Annotated in this window: 13 protein-coding genes, 1 tRNA gene and 1 pseudogene; 5 read left to right on the plus strand and 10 right to left on the minus strand. The window is 61.0% G+C overall.

Going from position 1 to position 21,132, the window contains the following annotated elements; all coding sequences use genetic code 11:
* Nucleotides 1-48 precede the first annotated feature (48 nt).
* The 4 genes and pseudogenes from ACQ4WR_RS25230 to ACQ4WR_RS25245 all read right to left on the minus strand — a co-directional run bounded on the left by ACQ4WR_RS25230 (nucleotide 49) and on the right by ACQ4WR_RS25245 (nucleotide 5,424).
* Nucleotides 49-300: a hypothetical protein gene (locus tag ACQ4WR_RS25230; RefSeq protein WP_436490651.1), complete on the minus strand. Its 252-nt coding sequence runs from the start codon at nucleotides 298-300 to the stop codon at nucleotides 49-51.
* Nucleotides 297-1,544, minus strand: a pseudogene (locus ACQ4WR_RS25235) (terminase large subunit domain-containing protein); the annotation flags it as partial. The gene ACQ4WR_RS25230 and the pseudogene ACQ4WR_RS25235, both read right to left, overlap by 4 nt.
* Nucleotides 1,545-1,594: 50 nt before the next feature.
* The gene (locus ACQ4WR_RS25240) at nucleotides 1,595-2,257 is read right to left on the minus strand and encodes a phage baseplate assembly protein V (protein WP_436490653.1); all 663 of its coding nucleotides are present in this window, start codon (nucleotides 2,255-2,257) and stop codon (nucleotides 1,595-1,597) included.
* A gap of 782 nt (nucleotides 2,258-3,039) precedes the next feature.
* On the minus strand, nucleotides 3,040-5,424 hold the full coding sequence (locus tag ACQ4WR_RS25245; RefSeq protein ID WP_436490655.1) for an RHS repeat-associated core domain-containing protein: 2,385 nt from the start codon (nucleotides 5,422-5,424) through the stop codon (nucleotides 3,040-3,042).
* On the opposite strand from ACQ4WR_RS25245, the gene ACQ4WR_RS25250 reads away from it, so the two are divergent.
* Nucleotides 5,423-6,091 (plus strand): terminase gpP N-terminus-related DNA-binding protein, encoded by a 669-nt coding sequence (locus ACQ4WR_RS25250; protein ID WP_436490657.1) that lies wholly within the window; start codon nucleotides 5,423-5,425, stop codon nucleotides 6,089-6,091. The genes ACQ4WR_RS25245 and ACQ4WR_RS25250 overlap by 2 nt on opposite strands.
* Nucleotides 6,092-6,221: 130 nt before the next feature.
* Here ACQ4WR_RS25250 and ACQ4WR_RS25255 read toward each other — a convergent pair.
* From ACQ4WR_RS25255 to ACQ4WR_RS25275, 5 genes are all read right to left on the minus strand, one after another.
* A tRNA-Ser gene (locus ACQ4WR_RS25255) sits at nucleotides 6,222-6,311 on the minus strand.
* Between the two features lie 159 nt (nucleotides 6,312-6,470).
* Nucleotides 6,471-8,516 carry a putative bifunctional diguanylate cyclase/phosphodiesterase gene (locus ACQ4WR_RS25260; protein ID WP_436490659.1) on the minus strand — a complete coding sequence of 682 codons (2,046 nt, stop codon included), beginning with the start codon at nucleotides 8,514-8,516 and terminating at the stop codon, nucleotides 6,471-6,473.
* Nucleotide 8,517: 1 nt separating this feature from the next.
* Nucleotides 8,518-9,606 (minus strand): EAL and HDOD domain-containing protein, encoded by a 1,089-nt coding sequence (locus ACQ4WR_RS25265; protein WP_436490661.1) that lies wholly within the window; start codon nucleotides 9,604-9,606, stop codon nucleotides 8,518-8,520.
* A gap of 304 nt (nucleotides 9,607-9,910) precedes the next feature.
* Complete coding sequence (locus ACQ4WR_RS25270) at nucleotides 9,911-10,540, minus strand: response regulator (protein ID WP_102292457.1); 630 nt, start codon at nucleotides 10,538-10,540, stop codon at nucleotides 9,911-9,913.
* Nucleotides 10,541-10,567: 27 nt separating this feature from the next.
* Nucleotides 10,568-11,938 (minus strand): cache domain-containing protein, encoded by a 1,371-nt coding sequence (locus tag ACQ4WR_RS25275; RefSeq protein WP_436490663.1) that lies wholly within the window; start codon nucleotides 11,936-11,938, stop codon nucleotides 10,568-10,570.
* Nucleotides 11,939-12,183: 245 nt separating this feature from the next.
* On the opposite strand from ACQ4WR_RS25275, the gene ACQ4WR_RS25280 reads away from it, so the two are divergent.
* The 4 genes from ACQ4WR_RS25280 (at nucleotide 12,184) to ACQ4WR_RS25295 (ending at nucleotide 19,776) form a co-directional block, all read left to right on the plus strand.
* A complete protein-coding gene (locus ACQ4WR_RS25280) occupies nucleotides 12,184-14,244 on the plus strand; it encodes a carbon starvation CstA family protein (protein ID WP_102292458.1) in 2,061 nt (686 codons plus the stop codon).
* On the plus strand, nucleotides 14,244-14,444 hold the full coding sequence (locus tag ACQ4WR_RS25285; protein WP_314632126.1) for a YbdD/YjiX family protein: 201 nt from the start codon (nucleotides 14,244-14,246) through the stop codon (nucleotides 14,442-14,444). The genes ACQ4WR_RS25280 and ACQ4WR_RS25285 overlap by 1 nt, the downstream gene beginning before the upstream one ends.
* Before the next feature lie 303 nt (nucleotides 14,445-14,747).
* Nucleotides 14,748-17,615: a hybrid sensor histidine kinase/response regulator gene (locus ACQ4WR_RS25290; protein ID WP_436490665.1), complete on the plus strand. Its 2,868-nt coding sequence runs from the start codon at nucleotides 14,748-14,750 to the stop codon at nucleotides 17,613-17,615.
* Nucleotide 17,616: 1 nt separating this feature from the next.
* Entirely contained in the window at nucleotides 17,617-19,776 is a 2,160-nt protein-coding gene (locus ACQ4WR_RS25295) for a putative bifunctional diguanylate cyclase/phosphodiesterase (protein WP_102298226.1), read from the plus strand.
* On the opposite strand, the gene ACQ4WR_RS25300 is transcribed toward ACQ4WR_RS25295, so the two are convergent.
* The gene (locus ACQ4WR_RS25300; RefSeq protein WP_436490667.1) at nucleotides 19,733-20,878 is read right to left on the minus strand and encodes an esterase-like activity of phytase family protein; all 1,146 of its coding nucleotides are present in this window, start codon (nucleotides 20,876-20,878) and stop codon (nucleotides 19,733-19,735) included. The genes ACQ4WR_RS25295 and ACQ4WR_RS25300 overlap by 44 nt on opposite strands.
* Nucleotides 20,879-21,132: the final 254 nt, after the last annotated feature.

The raw sequence follows: 21,132 nt of genomic DNA on the forward strand, positions 1-21,132 counted from the left end.
AGAAGGTCAACCACAAGACCATTCAAAGCCTGATGCGTAAGCTCGGCCTCAAGTCGCTGGTACGGCCCAAAAAGTATCGGTCGTACAAAGGAGAGGTTGGGCAAGCAGCGCCGCATACCAGTGGCCGTTCTTCCAGCATTCGAAGCAGTCCAGAATATCGGCGTGCTCGAGCACGGGCGTCGGGTCGCCGAAGGAAAACGCCTCGATGCCGGCGGCGGCCGGCGCCGTGGCCATGGCCGCTGTTGATGGTGCGCCCTGGGCCTGCTGGCCGCGCGCGCGCAAGTGTCGTGCTTTGCTCAAGAATAAATCTCCATGAAAGAATGGTGGTTGTCGGTGGTGCCTTCGAATGGCTCGTGATCGAGGGCGTGCATGCAGGCCCACGCCAGATCGGCGTGCCCGGTTTCATCGCTGCGGCCGGCGACATACGTGACGTGCCGCCCGCTGGGGGTCAGGGTCTTGTGGATGGCCATGAAGGACTGCGCGATGTCCGTCCAGCCGGCGTCAAACTCCAGCCGGCCCTTGCTGATGATGTTTTTGGCTTTCAGCACCATGCGGGTTTTGACTTCGGGCGAGTAGTTCAGGGCCGTGACGGCCGGGAAGAAGCCGCGCACGATCGGCAGCACGCCGATGCCCATGCCGGTCGTGTCGATGCCGATGTACTCGACGTTGTAACGGCCGGTCATCTGGCGGATCGCGTCGGCGTGGTCTTCGAAGCTTTGCCCGCGCCACTGGTGGCGCTCCAGGATGCGGAACTTGCCGCCGGCCGTCATGGGCGGCGCCAGCACCACGCAGCCGGCGCTGTCGCCGTTCAAGGCCGGGTCGTAGCCGATCCACACGGGCCGGTTGCCGAACGGGCGCAGGCCCAGCAACGGCTTGTAGTCGTCCCACTCGACCCAGGAATCGACCATGCAGCGCTGCAGCTCGGCCAGCGGGAAGACCGAGGCCGAGTCGTCGATAAAATTGCACATCAGCAGGTTGTCGAACTGGTCGGGGCTGTATTCGAAGTTGCGCAGCTCGTCGATGTCGAACAGATTGCAGCCGCCGCGCTCGGCGTCCAGGATGGTGACGATCTGGCGCCAGATCTTGTCCTCGCCCGTAAAACCCGACGACAGGCGGCCATGGCTCACGTCGATATTGACCTGGTCGGCCTTGGCGCGGCGCTTGTTGAACAGCTCGCCCGTCCAGAACGGATAGGCCTGGTGCGTGGTCGAGGATGGCGTCGAGAAATACGTCTTGCGCCATTTCTTGTGGATGGCCATGCCCGAGGCAACCTTGTTCAACTCCTGGAAGTTCTGCGTCCAGAAGAATTCATCGAAGTAGAAATTGCCGTGGTAGCCCTGCGCCGTGCGCGCGTTGGTGCCCAGGAAGTACAGGTGCGCGCCGTTCGGCAAGACGATGGGATCGCCCGTCAGCTCGATGCCGGCCGCCTCGCGCGCGAATTGCACGATGTATTGCTTGAAGACGTGCGCCTGGCTCTTGGAAGCCGACAGGAAGATTTGATTGCGCCCCGTCGGCGTGGTGAGAATGTCGGCGACGGACTGGCGCAGATGGTCCAGGCCCGTCAGGCTGCGACCGGTGGCGGCGTGCATGCCCATCATGCTTGCGGCCCGCCCGACTGGTCGCCGCCGGCTTTGACGCCGCCGTGCGGATGCTTGAGCAAGCTGATGGCGCCGGCCAGCACGTCGTCGCTGGCTTTGACCGTCCCTTGCACGGCCATGGCCACGCCGCCAGCGGCGCCGGCCTTGGCGTTCACGCCGCCGTTTAGGGTGGTGGCGCCCTGGACGGTGGTGTTTTGCATGACGATCAGGTTTTTCATGACGGTCAGGTCGCCCGTGCAAATGGTGCTGGGCGCGTTGGACGTCACCTTGTCGGCCGTGACGGTGGCGGTGCCGCCGGGCAGCGTGGCCGTCAGGGCGTGGGCCGCATGGTCGTACTGCACCACGGCGCCGTCGGGATAATGCGTGGTGTGGACGGTGGGATTGGTTTCGGGGGCGTCAAATTCCTGGGAGTACAGCGCCGGCAGGATGATGCCGCGCGTCAGGTCGCCGCCTGGGGAAAAGACGATCACCTGTTCGCCGACCGTGGGCGCTGACCAGGTGCGGGTGCTGCCGGCGCGCCGGGTGGCCCATTTCAGCCATTCGGTGGTGAGGTTAGGGCCGAGCTGGACGCGCGCCTTGGCCCCGTTGACCTCGGCGATGGTGCCCAGGCGGATCAGGTTTTGAAGCAAGCGAAGGAGGTCGGACAGGTCGGCGTTCATGCAATGCATGTTGCCGAAGTCCGCGTGCGGATGCACGCAGGGGCGGGTTGATAAGTGGTTTAGTGCCTAAGTTACGTTTTGTAGTTGTATTTTAGGTTGATGGTCGTATTCCATTGAAAATATTGGGCAACTCAAAAAAATTTATACATGACAGGGGAGCTTGCCCAACGTTACTGTTTTCGGTTTATATTGAAATGCTAAATTTGGATTCTATTTTTTAACTAAAAAATATTTTTCTCTTTTTCTTTTTTTGTTCATTTTTCTTATGACGGCAGTGGTTGAAAGAAATATAATTGTCGATATTATTGAGAATACGGAAAATTCAAGCCAGTTCCGTATTTCGATGGGCATTCCTTGCTGTAGTAAAATTTCGTTAAGCCATTTAAAAAATATTGCCCAGTCGAATATCTTGTTGGTTAGTATGGATAATATAAATCCAGGTAGGAATATGGGGAGAAATACGATCATGTAATAAATTTCAGAATCATTTCTATTCGAGTAGTCAGCATAAGAGTTTGATGCTAAAAGTAGTGACATGAGGTCAGCCATTAACCATAGATAAATTATTCTTTTTGTGAGTGTTTTTTCACTAATTGCTGCATAAAAAATCAACATGGACCACATAAGCGGTGCAGTAAATATGCACCATAAACTTGCTGTTTTAGGAATAAAAAAAAGGCAAATTATAAATAGCATGTATAGCGTGATATTTATTTTTATTATCTTATTAAATATTTTATCCATTTTATTTTATAAAATTCATCGAATGTTGGTGGGGCTGGCTATTTTAAGTTGCAAGATTTTCTGCAGTTTTCAACAATGGAACTATTCATTGCTTTGCACTGTGATGCGCCAGAATTGGTCCAGCTATATTTTGTTGCGCCATTTTTTTCAAGGCTTGAATACATGCTGCTAACGCAGAAATCCATGCATTGGTTTACCTCTTCTGGGTCACAGTTGTTATCTTGAAATTGTGAGCTTCCCGTCGAGAAATTCTCTGCCCCTGTTAAGATAACTCCAGGAACAGTACTAATGATCGCAGAAAGTGCACTGCTACCACTGGATCGTCCAAATCCTTTGCATTCGAGATTGCCATCCAAATTCGTAAAGCAAGAGAACTCATGTCGAAGTGGCCCTATTATTTTTCCTCTAAGTGCGCTCAGCCCACTTCTACATTGTGTTAACAACCCTTTAGGATCGATTTTATTTATTGGGTTTCCATCTACGTAACTGTAAGTATTTATTCCTCCTGCCAATCCAATTGGATCACTTTGCAAATACCGTCCTAGCATTGCATCGTAGTAACGATGCCAGTTGTACCACAGCCCTGACTCTGTGTCGTAATACTGACCCGGGAAGCCGACATGCATGCCGCCGATCATATCAATGTTGACAGTACGGTCAAAAGCATTATTGTTGGCGTGCCAGGCAACGGCACCAGTCGAGCCGGTCAGCACTTCCGGTCGCCCCAGCTTGTCGTTGTGGCTGGCGTAGAACTGGCCGTTGCGCAGCACGCCAAGCATCTCTCCACCTAACCAGACATAGCTGGTATTCAACATGCCTTCTTCCATCAGCAACGCGCCATCAGGGCCATAGATGGCTATTACGCCTCCATTTAGTGTATTTTTAAAGATGCGCTGATTGAATGCATTCATTAAATAAACGGCTGTTAACGTACCGTTAACGCTAAACCCCGTAAGGCGATTAAACGCATCATATGCATAGCTTCGCGTACCGTCATGCCGCGTTTCGCTCGCCACGTTGCCGACGGCATCGTAAGCAAATTGTCGAAACTGGCCGTTGCCACTCCATGACGCCAAGCGGTTGCTATGGGGATCCGACACGAAGCTATAGCTGCTTCCTTTTCGACTTTGCCCCGTACGATTACCCGCCTGATCCCATGAGAAGCTCTGCGGGTCACTACTGCGTGAAATCCCCGTTACCCGGCCGCTCCCATCGTAACTAATTGACTGCGACAATGTGGGATAGAAATAGTCGGTCATGCTGTCCAGCAATCCCAAATTTGAGTAGGCATACGAGGTGTTCTGGGCATTTCCGGCTACTTGGATCACCAACGCATCTGAATCGAGTTGGATGATGCGCGGGGAGTTATTGCCGAAGCGCCAGGCATAGCGAGCGCCACCAGCTGGCTGATACAGAAATGAGTCAGCGATGGTTGTCCATGTCCCGCCTAGATTACTCGTGATCTTGGACACGCGACCGATACCATCATAGCTGTAGTTGAGAACCAGACCACGCGGATAGGTCATGCTGGTGAGGCGCCCTGCCGCATCGTAATTCCAATTCGTCGTGAATACTTCGCCCCATACGCTGTTGATTTGAGAAAGCAGCTCGCCGTTGGCATTATAAGAATACTTGGTTTCGCTTATTGCATCCGTAAAACTGGTCAGACGTCCCTTGCCATAGGGCCCCTCGTCATAAGAAAAGGTTTCTGTGAGACCGCCGCTGACTCGGGATCGCTTGCGCCCCAAGCTGTCCCATGAATACAGGATGATTTTGCCATCTGCTTTTTCTTCCGCACTCAGGCGGCCGGAGTTGTCATAGATAAAGTTCGTGGTCCCCGTATCCGGGCTGACGATGCTCGTGACCTGGCCGAAACCGTTATAGGAATAACGCGTTTGCAGCGGACGAGGATCGGTCACCGACTCCAGGTTGCCACGAGAATCATAATCCATGACCGTCACACCGCCATCCGGTGCAGTGGTACGTTCCAGGCGGTTGGCTGCATCGTACTCATAAGAGGTAATGCGCCCCTGGGCATCTGTACTGCTCGTTACGTTGCCGTTCTTATCATATCGAGTCTCCAGCCGCTGGCCATTATTGCCCAGGCCCGTGTAAGGACGCCCCAACGAATCAAGTACGGTAGTGCTACTAAATTCGGTAGTGGCAACAGCGACGGGTACTGTGCCATTTAATGCAGCGGAATGCCTTGGGGAACTTGTGCGCACTTTATTGCCTGGCACATCGACAGCCAAGTGAGCAAATTCATTAAGTGCATTCCCGATATATTCCAACCGGCCTGCTGCATTGTATTGGTAACGAGCAACGCTCCCTTCAGGATAGCTAATCGAGCTCACCTGACGATCATGGTTGTACGCATAGCTCGTCACTCGGTTGGCGACGCGGAAGAATTGGGATTTAGGCATGGTGGGGATCAAGCGCAGCACCATCAATAGCTGGAAAGAGCGCGACGAGTGGGACAAGGCGCAAGCCATCGAGCACGTGGAAGCGTCGGCCGAGCTGCGCCTGGTGAAACTGATCGAAAAAGAGGTCAAGAGCGGCAGCGACTACAAGGAAATCGATTTGCTGGCGCGCACCATCGTGCAGATGGTGCGCGTGCGCCGCTATGAACAACCGGGCGGCAACGAGGTCGATCTCAACCCCAAGCTGGCGAACCGCAATGCTGGCCCGAAGAAGAAACCGACGCGTAACGATTTCAGCGAAGAACAGAAAATCCAGCTGCTCGACGCCTTCCAGGATTCGCTGTTCGATTACCAGAAAGTTTGGTATCGCAATGGCGACCAGCGCACGCGCGCCATTCTCAAAAGCCGCCAGATCGGCGCCACCTGGTACTTCGCGCGCGAGGCGCTGGCCGACGCGATGGCGAAAGCTGCAGCGGAACTGGCGCTAAAAGCTGGCGACGAGGAGCTGGCCAGCCGCATCAAAGCCTTCCAGTTCCGCGATATCCGGGCGCGCTCCGCCAGCGACATTGCCGACCTGGGCGCCGCCAGCTCTCTGCTGGGGCATAGTGAAAAAGTCATCACGGAAAAGGTCTATCGGCGCATTGGCCAGGCTGTCCGCCCTACCCGCTAGCGGCGAGTTGCGGAAACCATTTCCGCAAATTAGCGCTAAGTTGAAAATGAAGTTTTACATAAGGGATTTTTCAGGCGACGGCACAAAAAAAAATAAGCCCTTGATAATCAAGGGCTTATTTTCATATTTCTGGCGGAAGCGGTGAGATTCGAACTCACGAACAGTTTAACCCGTCGCTAGTTTTCAAGACTAGTGCCTTCAACCACTCGGCCACGCTTCCAGATGGCAGCATTATACATAAAGGTCGGGGGCTTACCAATGGCGAGTGGTCGGTGCCGCACATTAAAGTCCGAAAAGCAAGCTCTGGGGGCGTACGCGCCCGGTACGCCCCCTCCGGCGATTCGCCTGCGAGTTCTGCACACGCGCTGGCATGCCAACGTTAGACGCCCCAATTCGCCCGCAAGGCCCGTTCGAACTCTCCCGCCGGCAGCGGGCGCGAGAACAGGTAGCCTTGCACTTCGTCGCAGCCCGAGCTTTTCAGGAAGGCCAGCTGTTCGGCCGTTTCCACGCCTTCGGCGATCACTTTGTGGTGCAGCTGCTGGGCGATGCTGATGATGGTGCTGGCGATGGCGCAGTCGCTGGCGTCGGTGGGGATGCCGGTGGTAAATGATCGGTCGATCTTTAATGTATCGATGGGGAAGCGTTTCAGGTAGGACAGGCTGGAATAGCCGGTGCCGAAGTCGTCGAGCGACAGGGCTACGCCCAGGGCCGTGATGCGGTCCATGATACCGATCACGCGCTCGATGTTGTGCATCAGGGTGCTTTCCGTGATTTCCAGTTCCAGCCAGTCCGCTTCCAGGCCGTAGCGGGCCAGGGTTGCCGCCACCCTGGCGGGCAAGGCCGAGGTGAATTCGCGGGCGGAAACGTTCACGGCCAGGCGGATCGGCGGCAGGCCGGCCAGTTTCCACGCTTGCGCCTGGGCACAGGCCGCTTCCAGCACCCATTCGCCCACTTGCACCACCAGACCCGTCGATTCGGCCAGGGGAATGAATTCGGCGGGCGGGATCATGCCGTGCTGCGGATGGTGCCAGCGCACCAGCGCTTCGGCGCCGATGATGCGTCCGCTTGCCAGCGCGTATTTCGGCTGGTAGTGCAGCATCAGCTGCTGCTCGGACAGGGCCTGGCGCAAGCCCGTTTCCAGGCGCATGCGCGCCTGCATGCCCAGATTCATGTCCTGGCTGTAGAAAGCCACGCTTTCCGCTTCGCCACCACTGTCCTGCTTGGCACGGTACATGGCGATGTCGGCCAGGCGCAGCAGGGTTTCCGCGTCCTGCCCGTCTTGCGGATACACACTGATGCCGATGCTGGCGCCCACGCGCAGGTCGTGGCCTTCGATCAGGAACGGTTCCACCAGGGAGGCGAGCAGTTTCTGCGAAACCATGCTCGCCTCAAAATGCTGGCCGATGTCGAACAGGCCGACGGCGAACTCGTCGCCACCCAGGCGCGCCACCAGGTCCTGGTCGCGCAGTACCTGGCGGAAACGCAAGGAGACCTGCCGCAGCAGCTCGTCGCCGATGCGCCGGCCCAGGGTGTCGTTGATCAGTTTAAAACGGTTCAGGTCGATGAACAGCACGCAGCCGAGCATCTTGCTGCGCTGCGCCACGGAGAGGGCCTGGTCCACCAGCTTGGCCAGCAGGGTGCGGTTGGGCAGGCTGGTCAGCGGGTCATAATAGGCCAGGTGGTGCAAACGCTCTTCGGCCAGCTTGCGCTCGGTAATGTCCGTCAGATAGGCGATCAGTCCGATAGGCTTGTCGTCCATGTCCTGCAGCGGCGACAGGGACAGGCTGGCCCAGAAGATCTCGCCTGACTTCTTGCGGCGGCGCACCTCCATCAAACGCCCGCCCTGCTCCAGGAAGGCATCGTGGAAACCCGTGTCCTCGTCGTCGTACAGGAACAAAATGTTGCGGCCCACGGCTTCCACCGAGGTGTAGCCGAACAGCCGTTCGGCGCCCTTGTTCCAGCTGGTGATGTAACCGGTCAAGTCCATCGTCAGCACGGATTCGTGCAGCTGGTCGAGAATTTGCGTCTGCTGCGCCAGCAAGGCTTCGACTTGCGCGTAAGCATGGGTCGAGCGCTGCGCCAGCGCATGCACTTGCAGCACGCCCGCCGTCAACGATGCCAGGCTGGCCAGGTGGCGGCGGTCGGCGTCGTTGTAGGCAATGCGGCCGGCCACGGCGTAATGGCCGTAGCAATGCCCATCGAAACTGACTTCCTGCAGCAAGGCGGGCGTGTCGTTCGGAAACGGCGTGGGCGGCGTGATGGCGTCGGCGTTGCCGGACGGCAGGAACTGGCAATACGGGCTGGCCATGACGGCGCTGGCGATGCGGCCCAGCTCGGCCATCAGCGCGGGACCGCGCAAGCGCACGACGGCGTCGCACAGGGCGGCGCTATCACTGAGGAAATCCGACACCGGCAGCACGGCCATGCTACAGATTCCGGCTGACCTGGATGGCCCACTGGTACGCCTGTAGCAGGCTGCGCCAATAGGTTTCTCCATCGATGCCGGCGTGGCGCAAGCTGTCGGGCGGCGGCGCCGCGCTTTCGACCAGCGCCAGCAGGGTGCCCAGCTCGCCGCTGCGCTCCAGCAAGGCAGCGCTGACGGCGGGCGCCAGGTTCAGGGTGGCGATGATCTCTTCCATCGGCATGCCCAGCAGGAGGTCCAGCAGGGAAAACACGCCGGCCATGAAAGCCAGGTCCTGCGCGTCGCGGTCGCCGCCGCGCAGCTGGCACAGCGCTTCCATCTGTGCCGCGCGCACGGCCGCCAGCGGCAGCAGCGCGTGGATCTTGCCGTCGTCTTGCTGGCGCGCGTACAGCAGCAGTTGCAGCCAGCGCTGCAACTGGCGGCGGCCCAGCAGGGTGATGGCCTGGCTGAAGCCGGTAATCGGCGCCGTGAAGCCAAAGGCGGCCGAGTTGACCAATTTCAAGAGGTGGTAACTGAGGGCCGGGTCTCGCTTGAGCGGCACTTCCAGCTCATGCGCGTCGGCATCGCGGGCCAGCAAGCCCAGCAGCGCCAGCAGGCGCTTGCGCGAGGTGGCGTCTTCTGGCTCGCTTTGCTGGCGCGCATGCTGCAGCGCGTAGTCGCCGGCAAACCAGCTCACGCCCAGCTCCTGCAGCGAAGCCAGACGCTGGGCGTCGCCGATGTTGTAGGCCAGGTGGGGTCCGGGCAAGGGCAGCAATTGATGCAGGCCCGGCAGTTCTCCCGCCGCGTCGATGGCCAGTGCGCGCGCCTCGACCTGCGCCGCCGCCACGGGACCGGCGCCTGGCCCGTCGAGGAGGATGCGGTAGCCGGCGTCGCGCCATTGCTGGGATTTTTTCTGGATCTGCTTGTCGCTGGCAAAATGCGCCGGCAAACGGAAGATGGTGCGTCGCGGCGCCAGTTGCGCCAGTACGGCCTCGTCCACGCCATGCGGGTCGGCCAGGGGAATGATGCAGTCGAGCGGCGCCAGGAAGGCATACGCATCGGCAGCGGCCAGCGCCGTCAGCAACGGTGCCGTCGATGGCTGTGCTACATGCAAGGTGACAGCCACCCACTCGTTATGAGCATTGGCAACTGCTTGTAATCCCACCAAAGGAAACAGGTTTGATTCAGACGCTGACATCGGTATCTCAGTGTGGGTAGGGCGCCATAGTAAATAAACTGACCAGCATTGGCAACCCTGGCCCGGCAGGGATGCCATTTCGACAGCGAAGAATCATTCTATCTGAATCTCACCCACGAAACAGTTTAATTTTGGCAATAAATGTTCAAAAAAAACATTCCCCCGTGAGACCCGCCTGCCATGCGGGTTTGCGGAAAATACCGTGTCCTGCCAGCACCGTTCAGGTGCCGCCGCCATGGGCGTGCTCGACCGCGTACTTGATCAATTCGGCCTGCCCTTCGATGCCCAGCTTGCGCTTGATGTTCAGACGGTGCGTCTCCACGGTGCGCACGCTCAGGTCCAGGTCGCGGGCGATCTGCTTGTTCGACTGGCCCGCCGCGATGTGCTGCAGCACTTGCTGCTCGCGCGTGGTGAGGAAGGAATCGTGGACCTGCGGGCGCGACAATTGCCGCGCCAGCGCCGCGCTGTAATAGATGCCGCCCGACATCACGGTGTCGATGGCAAAGACGATATCTTTGCCCGGCGCATCCTTGAGCACATAGCCTCGCGCACCGGCCGCGATGGCTTGCGAAACATATTCGAGCTTGTCGTGCATGGACAGGATCAGCACGGCGATTTGCGGAAACGCCTGCTTGAACAGCGCGGTCGCTTCGATGCCGTTGGTGCCGCGCATGTTGATGTCCATCAGCACCAGGTCCACCTGGTGGTCGCGCGCCGCGGCCAGCGCTTCATCGGCGCCGCCCGCCTCGGCCACGACGTCGAAATGCGCCACCGCTTCCAGGCGCGCGCGCAAGCCGTCGCGCACGAGGGGGTGGTCGTCCACCAGCAAAATTCTGATCATGTCGCTCATGGTTCTGTGTGCTTCTCTGTCTGTGCATTAATGTGTGGAAGGAAGGCCGAGCCGTGCCAGCACCAGGGTGCCGGCCGGCGAGGACGTGATGTGCAGGCTGCCGCCGATGGCTTCCATGCGTTCCGTCATGTTGCGCAGGCCGATACCGCGCTGCGGATGCAGGGCGATGCCGTCGAAGTCAAAGCCGCCGCCGTTGTCCTGGATGCGCAATTCCACCGCCTTGCCCGCCTCGTGCAGGCTGACCTCGACGGCGCTGGCGTGCGCATGGCGTTCGCTGTTGGTCAGCGCTTCCTGGGCGATGCGGAACAGCACGGTATTCACCATGTCGGGCAAGCCTTCGCCCGCCGTGGCCGGACTGGCCGTGAAACTGGCTTGCGCGCTGCTGCTGTCGTTAAATTCATGCACCAGATGGTCGAGCGCGGCGGCCAGGCCCAGGTCGTCGAGGATGGCCGGGCGCAGGTTGTGCGAGATGCGCCGCACTTCGCCCAGCACCTTGTTGAGCTGCTCGGCGGCGCGCTCGAAGGTGGCCGGGGCTTTCTCTTTCTGCTCGGCGTTGCCGCCCAGGCGCGCGATTCCCGCCTCGATCTGCAATTTGATCGATACCAGCCACTGGCTGATGCCGTCATGCAAATCGCGCGACAGCCGCGCCCGCTCCTCCTCCTGCGACTCCACCACGCGCTGCGCCAGCACTTTCAGCTTGGCATCGGCCACCTTCAATTCGCGCAGGTTCAGCACCAGGCCGCAGGCGGCCACCAGCAGCGAGCCGAGGATGGCGATGCCGGCGATCAATTCCATGGTCGAGCGGATGTTGCGCGACTGCTGCGCATCGACCTGCGCCAGCGCCTGGTCGACGTCGTCCATATAGATGCCGGTGCCCATCATCCAGCCCCACTCCGGCATCAGGATCACATAGCCAAGTTTCGGTGCGGATTTATTCGTCGACGGCTTGATCCAGTTGTAGCGCTCGAAGCCGCCGCCGCTCCGCGCCCGCTGCATCAGGCGCTGGATGGTCAGATTGCCCTCGGCATCACGCAATTCCCACAGGTTCTGCCCCACCAGCTCAGGCTGGCGCGGATGCATCAGCGACCGGCCCTGCAAATCGTAGATGAAGAAATAGCCATCGTCGCCATAGCTGAGCGAGGCGAGGATGCGCTTGGCTTCTTCTTGCGTGGCGGCATCCTTGCGCCCCGACTGGTACAGGGACGCGATGGAATGGCTGGCCAGGGTCACGTAATGCTTGAGTTCGGCTTCCTTGCTGGCCAGGTACGCTTGCTGGATGGTGGCGCGCTGCTGCTCGGCCAGGGTATTCGCCTGGTGCCGCACGGCAAAGGCGATGGCGCACAGGGCCAGGATCAGCGGCGTGAGGGCCAGGAAGATGACTTTCTGTCTGAGTTTCATGGCCTGGCGCTCCGGCAGCGTCGATATGGTGGAAATGCGTGATTTTACGTCGCGGCGCATTGTTTGATCTGCGTAGTAATACTGAGCGTTACTGCGTAGTGCTGCGCTTGCCACGATTATACGGTTCCTGAATACTAGCCATAAGCTGCGGACACCCCCAAGAGTGGCACCCAAACTGGCGACGACCAGGCTCCGCGGCACACATCATCGCACGGCACAGCGCCCGTCAAATCTCTGGAGGAAGCATGAACCGCATTTTCAAACAGCTCGGCTGGGCAGCGCTTGCGCTGGCTGGCGCCGGGTCCCTGGGCGTTGTCGCCCTGCAACGTGGCGAACCGATCAGCGCTATCTGGATCGTCATCGCCGCCATCTGCGTCTACCTGATCGCTTACCGCTTCTACAGCCTGTTCATTGCCGACAAGGTGCTGAGCCTGGACCCGCGCCGCATGACGCCGGCCTTCAAGCACAACGATGGCCTGGACCACGTGCCGACGAATAAATACGTGCTGTTCGGCCACCATTTCGCGGCGATTGCCGGTGCCGGCCCCCTGGTCGGCCCCGTGCTGGCTGCACAGATGGGCTATCTGCCCGGCATGCTGTGGATTTTGGCGGGCGTGGTATTTGCCGGCGCCGTGCAGGATTTTATCGTGCTGTTCATTTCCATGCGCCGCGATGGCCGCTCGCTGGGCGACCTGATCAAGGCTGAGCTGGGCGAAATTCCCGGCATGATTGCCTTGCTCGGCTGCTTCATGATCATGGTCATCATCCTGGCCGTGCTGGCATTGATCGTCGTCAAGGCGCTGACCGGCTCCCCATGGGGCAGCTTCACCGTGATGGCGACGATCCCCATCGCCCTGTTCATGGGCGTGTATTCGCGCTTCATCCGCGTCGGGCGTATCGGCGAAATTTCCATCATCGGCTTTGTCCTGCTGATGCTGGCCATCATCGGCGGCCAGTACGTGCAGGAACACGCGGTGCTCGGCCCGATGTTCACATTTACGGGCACGGAACTGACGTGGATGCTGATCGGCTACGGCTTCATCGCGTCCGTGCTGCCCGTGTGGCTGCTGCTGGCGCCGCGCGACTACCTGTCGACGTTCCTGAAAATCGGCACGATTCTCGGCCTGGCCATCGGCATCATCGTCGTCGCGCCCTACCTGAAAATGCCGGCCATGACCAAGTTCATCGATGGCACGGGCCCCGTCTGGTCGGGCAATCTGTTCCCCTTCCTGTTCATCACGATTGCTTGCGGCGCCGTCTCCGGCTTCCACGCGCTGATTTCCTCGGGCACCACGCCGAAGATGATTGAAAACGAAAGCCATGCGCGCTTCATCGGCTACGGCGCCATGCTGATGGAATCGTTCGTCGCCATCATGGCCCTGGTGGCCGCCTCGACCATCGAGCCTGGCATCTATTTCGCCATGAACAGCCCGGCCGCCCTGATCGGCACGACGGCGGAATCGGCGGCGCAAGCCATCTCGCAGTGGGGCTTCTATGTCACGCCGGAAATGCTGACGCAGACGGCCAAGGACGTTGGCGAGCACAGCATCATCTCGCGCGCCGGCGGCGCACCGACCCTGGCCGTCGGCATGGCGCAGATCCTCTCCGGCGCCATCGGCGGCAAGGCCATGATGGCCTTCTGGTACCACTTCGCCATCCTGTTCGAAGCGCTGTTCATCCTGACGGCCGTCGATGCGGGCACGCGTGCGGGCCGCTTCATGCTGCAAGACTTGCTGGGCAGCTTCGTGCCAGCGCTGAAACAGACGGAAAACGTCATCGCCAACCTGCTGGCCACGGGCCTGTGCGTGGCGGCCTGGGGCTACTTCCTGTACCAGGGCGTGGTCGATCCGCTGGGCGGCATCAATACCCTGTGGCCGCTGTTCGGCATCGCCAACCAGATGCTGGCGGCCATCGCGCTGATCCTCGGCACCTGCGTGCTGTTCAAGATGAAGCGCGGCCAGTATGCGTGGGTGACGATCCTGCCAACGATCTGGCTGCTGCTGTGCACCCTGACGGCCGGCTGGCAAAAGATTTTCGACGCCAACCCGCGCGTCGGCTTCCTGGCGCACGCCAAGAAATACTCGGCGGCACTCGATGAAGGCACCTTGCTGGCACCGGCCAAGTCCGTGGCGCAGATGCAGCAGATCATCTTCAACGATTACCTGGACGCCGGCCTGGCAGGCTTCTTCGTGATCGTCGTCGTCAGCGTGCTGTTCTTCGGCATCCGCACCATCTTGAAGGCGCGCGCCGACAGCAAGCCAAGCACCAAGGAAACGCCGTTCCAGGCCTTGCCCACGGTGCAATGATGATCGACGAAATCATCAAGGCGGGACGGTATCTGGGGCAAAGCATGCGGCTGATGTGCGGCTTGCCCGAGTACGACACCTACGTGGCGCACCGGGAATTGACCCATCCCGGCGAGCCGATGATGACGTATGAAGAGTTCTTCCGCGAACGGCAGGAAGCCCGCTATGGCGGCGCCGGCAAGCGCGGAGGTTGTTGTTAGCGGACACCTGCCCCAGCCTACTGCGCGTCGGTATAGGTGGCCTGCGATGCTCACCGTACTTTAGTACGGTTGCGCTTCTCGGCCACCTCTCCCTTCCGCTCGCTACGGCTGGATCAGGTGTTGTAGCTCAGCAATAATTTGAGGGCGGTCTTGCGAGACCGCCTTATTTGTTTCATCTCGTATAAGTTTCCCTCCCCTTTCCTCCCTTAGACCCACATCAACATCGGGGTGTGTCTTCACGTCTATATTTTTCCAATAGGAATTAAAAAACCGCCAACGGGTCACCGGGGAAGCGCCGCAGCCATGTTCAATTTCCAACGCTCCAGCATCAGCCAGAAGTTGACCATGATCTCGGTGCTGTCGTCAGGCTGCGCACTGCTGCTGGTGTTCGTGGCATTCGCGCTGACGTCCGTACTCAGCCACAAGGATGATGAAGGCAAGCAACTGCTGTCGCTGGCGGGCGTGATCGGCGCGGCGGCGGCAACGCCATTGCTCATAGGCAAACCGGCGCAGGCGCAGGCGGAACAGGTGCTGGCCGCCCTGGGCGCACACGAGGAAGTGGCCCAGGCGGCCCTGTTCGACAGGGGCGGACGTCTGTTCGCCCTGTACCGCGCGCCGCGCCACGCCGAAGGACTGGCAATGCCGGAAGACATGGACCCGGCCCTGCTGGCCGACATGGCCGTGCAGCCCGTCACGCAAGGCTCGGGCACGGCGCTGGCGCCGGCCATGCGCCTGTACCGCCCCGTCTACGGGCAGGCGGCGCAGGCGCAGGAGGTCATCGGCGCCGTGCTGATCGAGGCCGACCTGAACCACATGTGGCGCGACATCGGTCGCCACGTGAGCGCCATCGGCGGCGCCACCGTGCTGTCCTTTCTCGTCGCCGTGTTCCTGGCGCGGCGCTTCAAGAGCGTGATCGCCGAGCCGATTACCAAACTCATCGATACGGCGCAAAAAGTCTCCAGCAGCCAGACCTACAGCCACCGCATCGCGCACCAGCGCAGCGACGAGCTGGGCGTGCTGATCGACAGTTTCAACGACATGCTGGCGCAGATCGACAGCCGCGACAGCACCCTGGCCAATTACCGCGACCAGCTGGAACGCCAGGTGGGCGTGCGCACGGCGCAGCTGGAAAAGGCCAAGGATGCGGCCGAGGCGGCCAGCCAGGCGAAGAGCGCGTTTCTTGCCACCATGAGCCATGAAATCCGCACGCCCATGAATGGCGTGCTGGGCATGACGGAGCTGCTGCTGGCCAGCCAGCTGACAACCCAGCAGCGCCACTACACAAGCATGGTGCAGCGTTCAGGACAGAATCTGCTGGTGATCATCAATGACATCCTCGACTTTTCCAAGATCGAGGCGGGCAAGCTCAGCGTGGAATACATCCGCTTCAATTTCCGCGAATTGCTCGACGACATAGAACATGTGTTCGCGCCGCAGGCGGAGGCGAAGAATATCTGCCTGGAATTCGATATCGCCAACGACATTCCCATCGCCATCTGCGGCGACCCGAACCGCTTGCGCCAGATCATCGTCAACCTGCTGGGCAACGCCATCAAATTCACGGAAACGGGCAAGGTCACCGTGAAAGTGACCGTGTGCTGCGAGGACGCGCCCAGCGTGGGCTTGCGCTTCGAGGTGCACGACACGGGCATCGGCGTATCGAACGAAGCGCAGAGCCGCATCTTCGAATCGTTCTCGCAGGCGGACGGCTCGACCACGCGCAAGCATGGCGGCACGGGCCTGGGCCTGACGATTTCCAAGCAGCTGGTGGAACTAATGGGCGGCACTATCGGCGTTGATAATGCTTTAACGCAAGGCTCCATCTTCTGGTTCGAAGTAAATTTCGATAAGCGGAGAGTCGACAGCGACGACCCGTCCTTCAACCTGAAAACCACGCGAGGGTTACGCGCCTTGATCGTCGACCACACACCCGCCACGCGCGCCGTGCTGGAGCGGCAACTGGCCAGCTGGCACATCGTCAGCGACAGCGCCGGCACGGCCAGCGAATGCCTGGCCAGGCTGCACGCGGCCGCGCAGGCGGGCACGCCATACGCCGTGGCCCTGCTGGACATGGCATTGCCGCGCACCAGCGGCCTGGCCCTGGCCGCCACCATCAAGAGCGATCCGCTGCTGGCCGACCTGAAACTCCTGCTGCTGAGCACGGACGAAGGCGCGGCCGACCCGGTGCAGCGGCGCGAGGCGGGCGTGGCCTTCCAGCTGATCAAACCGGCGCGCGAATGCGACCTGTTCGACTGCATCGTCACGCCGCCGCGCGCCAGCGAGGGCCTGCGCATCCATCCGCCGCATGCGGCGCGGCAAGTGGGCCGGCGCCAGCGCCGCCGCGTACTGCTGGCCGAGGACAATCCCGTCAACGTGGAAGTGGCGCTGGCCATGCTCGACAGCCTGGGCCTGGACGTGGAATGCGCGCACAACGGCGAAGAGGCGCTGCTGGCGGCGCAGGCCGAGGATTTCGACCTGATCCTGATGGATTGCCAGATGCCCGTGATGGATGGCTTTGCGGCCACGGCGGAAATCCGCCGCCACGAACAGCAGTGCGGCCATGCGCGCGTGCTGCCCATCGTCGCCATCACGGCCAATGCGCTGCAGGGCGACCGCGAAGCGTGTCTGGCGGCCGGCATGGACGATTACCTGAGCAAGCCTTTTACGCAGCAGGACCTGGGACACACGATTGCCCGCTGGATCACCCTGCCGCGCGCGGCCACCGTGCACCACAGCGAGCCGGCGGACGTGCCCGCCGGCACTGCGCCCGCCCTGCCCGCGCCGCCACCGCAGCAGCCGCCCGCACTGCCGCCCGCACTGCCACTAAACCGGCAGGCGCTGGAAAACATCCGCGCCCTGTCCGGCACGGATGGCGATGCGCTGCTCGAACGCGTGATCCTCGCCTTTGCCAGCGAGACGCCGCGCCAGCTGGCGGCCATGCGCGAGGCCATCGCCAGGACGGACGCGGAAGCGCTGCGCAAGGTGGCGCACAGCCTCAAGTCAGGCAGCGCCAACGTGGGCGCCGATGGCCTGGCGCAACTGTGCAAGGAGATGGAAAAACTCGGCCGCGCCGGCAGCACGGAAGGCGCGGCACCGCTGCTGCAGGAAATGCAGCAGGCATTCCTGGCGGTGCGCGAATCGCTGAGCGCCATCCTCGTGAAGGAACACTGACATGACAGCGCCCCTTTCCCCTCCGCGCGGCCTGGTGCTGGTGGCCGACGACGATCCCGTGATGCGCTTGCTGATGCGGCAGATGCTCACGCAGGTAGGCCTGGACGTGATCGAAGCCGAGGATGGCGTGCAGGCGCTGGCCAGCTACAAGCACAGCGGGCCGGATCTGGTCATGCTCGACGTCGACATGCCGGCCATGGACGGCTTTGCCGTGTGCCGCGAAATCCGCCACCAGGAAGTGGGCGGCACGGTGCCCATCATCATGGTCACGGGCGGCGACGAACTGGAAGCCGTCACGCGCGCCTACGAGGTGGGCGCCACCGATTTCATTTCCAAACCCATCAACTGGCCCATCCTCGGCCACCGCGTGCTGTACGTGCTGCGCGCCAGCGATGCCATCGCCCGCCTGCGCATCGCCGACGCGCATAACCGCGCCGTGCTGGCCGCCATCCCGGACACCTTCTTTCGCCTCAACCGCGACGGTTTTTATCTCGATTACGAACAGGGGCACGACGCCAGCGCGGGCTTTTCCATCAGCAATTGCGTGGGCAGCCACATCCGCGACGTGCTGCCCACCGAGATCGCCGCGCGCCTGCTCGACCAGGCCCACGCCGTGCTGGCCAAGCAGCACATCGGCTCGGTCGACTACACGCTCACGCACGCCGATGCCACGCGCCACTTCGAGGCGCGCCTGGTGGCGACGGGCGCCGACGAGGTGCTGGGACTGGTGCGCGATATCAGCGAGCGCAAGCGCACCGAGGAACAGATCCGCCGCCTCGCCTATTGCGACAGCCTGACGGGCATCCCCAACCGCCAGGCTTTCCTGGAAACCCTGGAGCGCGAGCTGGTGCGCTCGAAGGAGCACGACAAGAAATTCGCCGTGCTGTTCATGGACCTGGACGCCTTCAAGCGCATCAACGATACCCTGGGCCACGATGTGGGCGACCATCTGCTCAAGGTGGTATCCGAACGCCTGCGCGAAACCATCCGTCCCAGCGACCTGGTGCTGCGGGCGGAATACGAACTGGGCGGCATTTCCGGCGGCAGCAACCTGGCGCGCCTGGGCGGCGATGAATTCACGATTTTAATACCCGACCTGGAACGGGTGGAAGACGCGCTCAACGTGGCGCACCGGGTCAAGGAAGCCATGCGCCGGCCCTTCATGATCGAGGCGCACGAGATTTTCGTCACGGCCAGCATCGGCATCTCGCTGTATCCGGAAGATGGCGAGGACTGCAATTCGCTGCTGAAATATGCGGACACGGCCATGTACCACGCAAAGAACTGCGGCAAGAACAACGCCAAGCTGTACAGCTCATCCCTGACGATGGAAATCATGAGCCACGTCAAGATGGAAGTGGGTTTAAGAAAAGCCTTGCAGAACAACGAGCTGTATTTGCTGTACCAGCCGCAGATCGACGTGCCCAGCACGCAGATCGTCGGCGTGGAAGCGCTGGTGCGCTGGCGCCATCCCGAGCGTGGCATCATTTCGCCCACGGAATTCATTCCGCTGGCCGAAGAGACGGGACTCATCGTGCCGATCGGCGAATGGGTGTTGCGCACGGCATGCAACCAGGCCAAGGCGTGGCAAAGCGATGGCGGGCGCGCCATCCGCATGGCCGTGAACCTGTCGGCCAAGCAGTTCAAGGATGAAAACCTGATGCAGATCGTGCTCTCGGCGCTGGCCGACACGGGCCTGGACGCGCGCCTACTGGAGCTGGAATTGACGGAAGGCACCCTGATGGACGACGCGCGCGCCACCATGGTGACCCTGGAGCAATTGCGCGGCATCGGCGTCTACCTGTCGATCGACGACTTCGGCACGGGATACTCTTCCATGAATTATCTGAAGCGCTTCGACGTGCGGGCCTTGAAGATCGACAAGAGTTTTATCGCCGGCTTGCCGCAGGATGCGGAAAACGCGGCCATCACGCGCGCCATCATTGCCATGGCGCATGGCCTGAAGATGGTGGTGGTGGCCGAGGGCGTGGAAACGGACGAGCAGTTGCTGATGCTGGAGGAATACGGCTGCGACATGGCGCAAGGCTATTTCCTGGGCCACCCGTCGCCGCACGACACGATCACGGCCATGCTGGCGCGGCAGGCGAACCAGGTGATCAACGTGGATGCGCGAGTACTTCGAAGGCGAGGATTTGCGTGACTTGCTGCGCGTTGAAATTGTCGTCGGACACCAGCACCAGGCTGCGGCTGCCATTCGCCAGGCGCGGCCCCCAGGCCATGCCTTCGATATTGTCGACCCTGGCCAGGCCCAGCTTTTCCAGGTCCAGCAGCAGGCGCTTGCGCGCCGGCACGTAGCTGGCGCCCGCCAAGGCCGGGATGGCCTGGATATCCGTGGCGCCATCCGTCTCCATCAGATAGATGCGCACGTGGTTGGCGTACACGCCGGCCGCGTTTTCCACGCCGGCCCGCTCCACCACCAGCAACTGGTGATCGTTGACGGCGAGGATTTCCGACACGCCATTGTCCGCCTCGCGCCCAGGCGCCGGCCGCGACGCGACGGCTTCGATCGGGTACGCATACTGGCCCAGCACCTTGCCGCTGCGGTCCAGGCGCGTGATGCGCACCACGGAGCCGTGGTCCGGCGTGGCCAGCGGGCCATCCTGGTACAGGGCCGCTTCCATGCCCAGCCACAAGCTCTTGCCATCGGACGCAAAGGACAGGCCCTCAAAGCTCATGTTGTTGCGCGAGCCGACCTCGTCCTTCGAGACCTTGAACATGGCCGGTGTCGGCAAGGTCGCCAGGAATTTTCCATCGCGGTCCGCATGGCGCACGAACGGGTGCAGGCCCACCTTGCGGTTGCCTTCGCTGCCGTACCACAGGCTGCCATCGCGCGGATCGACGCGGAGGGTTTCGATGTCGGCCACCTGGTCGCCCTGATCCAATTTTGCATGCGCCAGGTTCGGGTAGCGGCTGCCGTCCGGCTGCGTGAAGAAATGCACGCTGTCCAGAGTCACGCCGGAAAATTTCTCGCTGTCGTAGGCAAGCGTGGCGCGGTAGAAGCGGGCCGGATTGATTTCCGAGCGGTCATCGCTTTCCATCACCCAGTTGTTGCTGGCCGCATCGTAATCGATGCCGGACAAGCCGCCCACCGTGGTGCCCTGGAAAGCCTGTTTCAAGGCAATGCGCTGCTCGCCGATCAGGCGCAGGCCGGTAATCGGCGCGTCATGCGTAAAGCTGGCGCAGGCGGACAGGACGATGGCGGCGGGCGCCAGGACAAGCGCGGTACGGAAAAATCGATGCATGACAAATATCAGTGAGTGCGTAGGTCGGCTTAGCGCAAAGCGCGTAAGCCGACGACATTGTTGGCGTAGCCGGTGGTTGCGTCGGATTACGCGGCGTACCGCCGCTAATCCGACCTACATCCCATCAGCCTTCTTCCGCGCGATGGCGGCCGTATAAAACCCCGCTTGCGTAGGTCGGCTTAGCGCGTAGCGCGTAAGCCGACGACATTGTTGGCCTGACTGGTGGTACTGTCGGATTACGCGGCGTATCGCCG

Source organism: Janthinobacterium amylolyticum, assembly GCF_051380655.1.
GTDB lineage: Bacteria > Pseudomonadota > Gammaproteobacteria > Burkholderiales > Burkholderiaceae_D > Janthinobacterium.

Bases quoted from the DNA above. Each gene is read 5' to 3' on its own strand.
- ACQ4WR_RS25245 (WP_436490655.1), bottom strand. From the start codon at position 5,424: ATGCCTAAATCCCAATTCTTCCGCGTCGCCAACCGAGTGACGAGCTAT.
- ACQ4WR_RS25285 (WP_314632126.1), top strand. From the start codon at position 14,244: ATGATCGACGAAATCATCAAGGCGGGACGGTATCTGGGGCAAAGCATG.
- ACQ4WR_RS25275 (WP_436490663.1), bottom strand. From the start codon at position 11,938: ATGAAACTCAGACAGAAAGTCATCTTCCTGGCCCTCACGCCGCTGATC.
- ACQ4WR_RS25300 (WP_436490667.1), bottom strand. From the start codon at position 20,878: ATGCATCGATTTTTCCGTACCGCGCTTGTCCTGGCGCCCGCCGCCATC.
- ACQ4WR_RS25270 (WP_102292457.1), bottom strand. From the start codon at position 10,540: ATGAGCGACATGATCAGAATTTTGCTGGTGGACGACCACCCCCTCGTG.
- ACQ4WR_RS25240 (WP_436490653.1), bottom strand. From the start codon at position 2,257: ATGAACGCCGACCTGTCCGACCTCCTTCGCTTGCTTCAAAACCTGATC.
- ACQ4WR_RS25260 (WP_436490659.1), bottom strand. From the start codon at position 8,516: ATGGCCGTGCTGCCGGTGTCGGATTTCCTCAGTGATAGCGCCGCCCTG.
- ACQ4WR_RS25295 (WP_102298226.1), top strand. From the start codon at position 17,617: ATGACAGCGCCCCTTTCCCCTCCGCGCGGCCTGGTGCTGGTGGCCGAC.
- ACQ4WR_RS25280 (WP_102292458.1), top strand. From the start codon at position 12,184: ATGAACCGCATTTTCAAACAGCTCGGCTGGGCAGCGCTTGCGCTGGCT.
- ACQ4WR_RS25250 (WP_436490657.1), top strand. From the start codon at position 5,423: ATGGTGGGGATCAAGCGCAGCACCATCAATAGCTGGAAAGAGCGCGAC.
- ACQ4WR_RS25290 (WP_436490665.1), top strand. From the start codon at position 14,748: ATGTTCAATTTCCAACGCTCCAGCATCAGCCAGAAGTTGACCATGATC.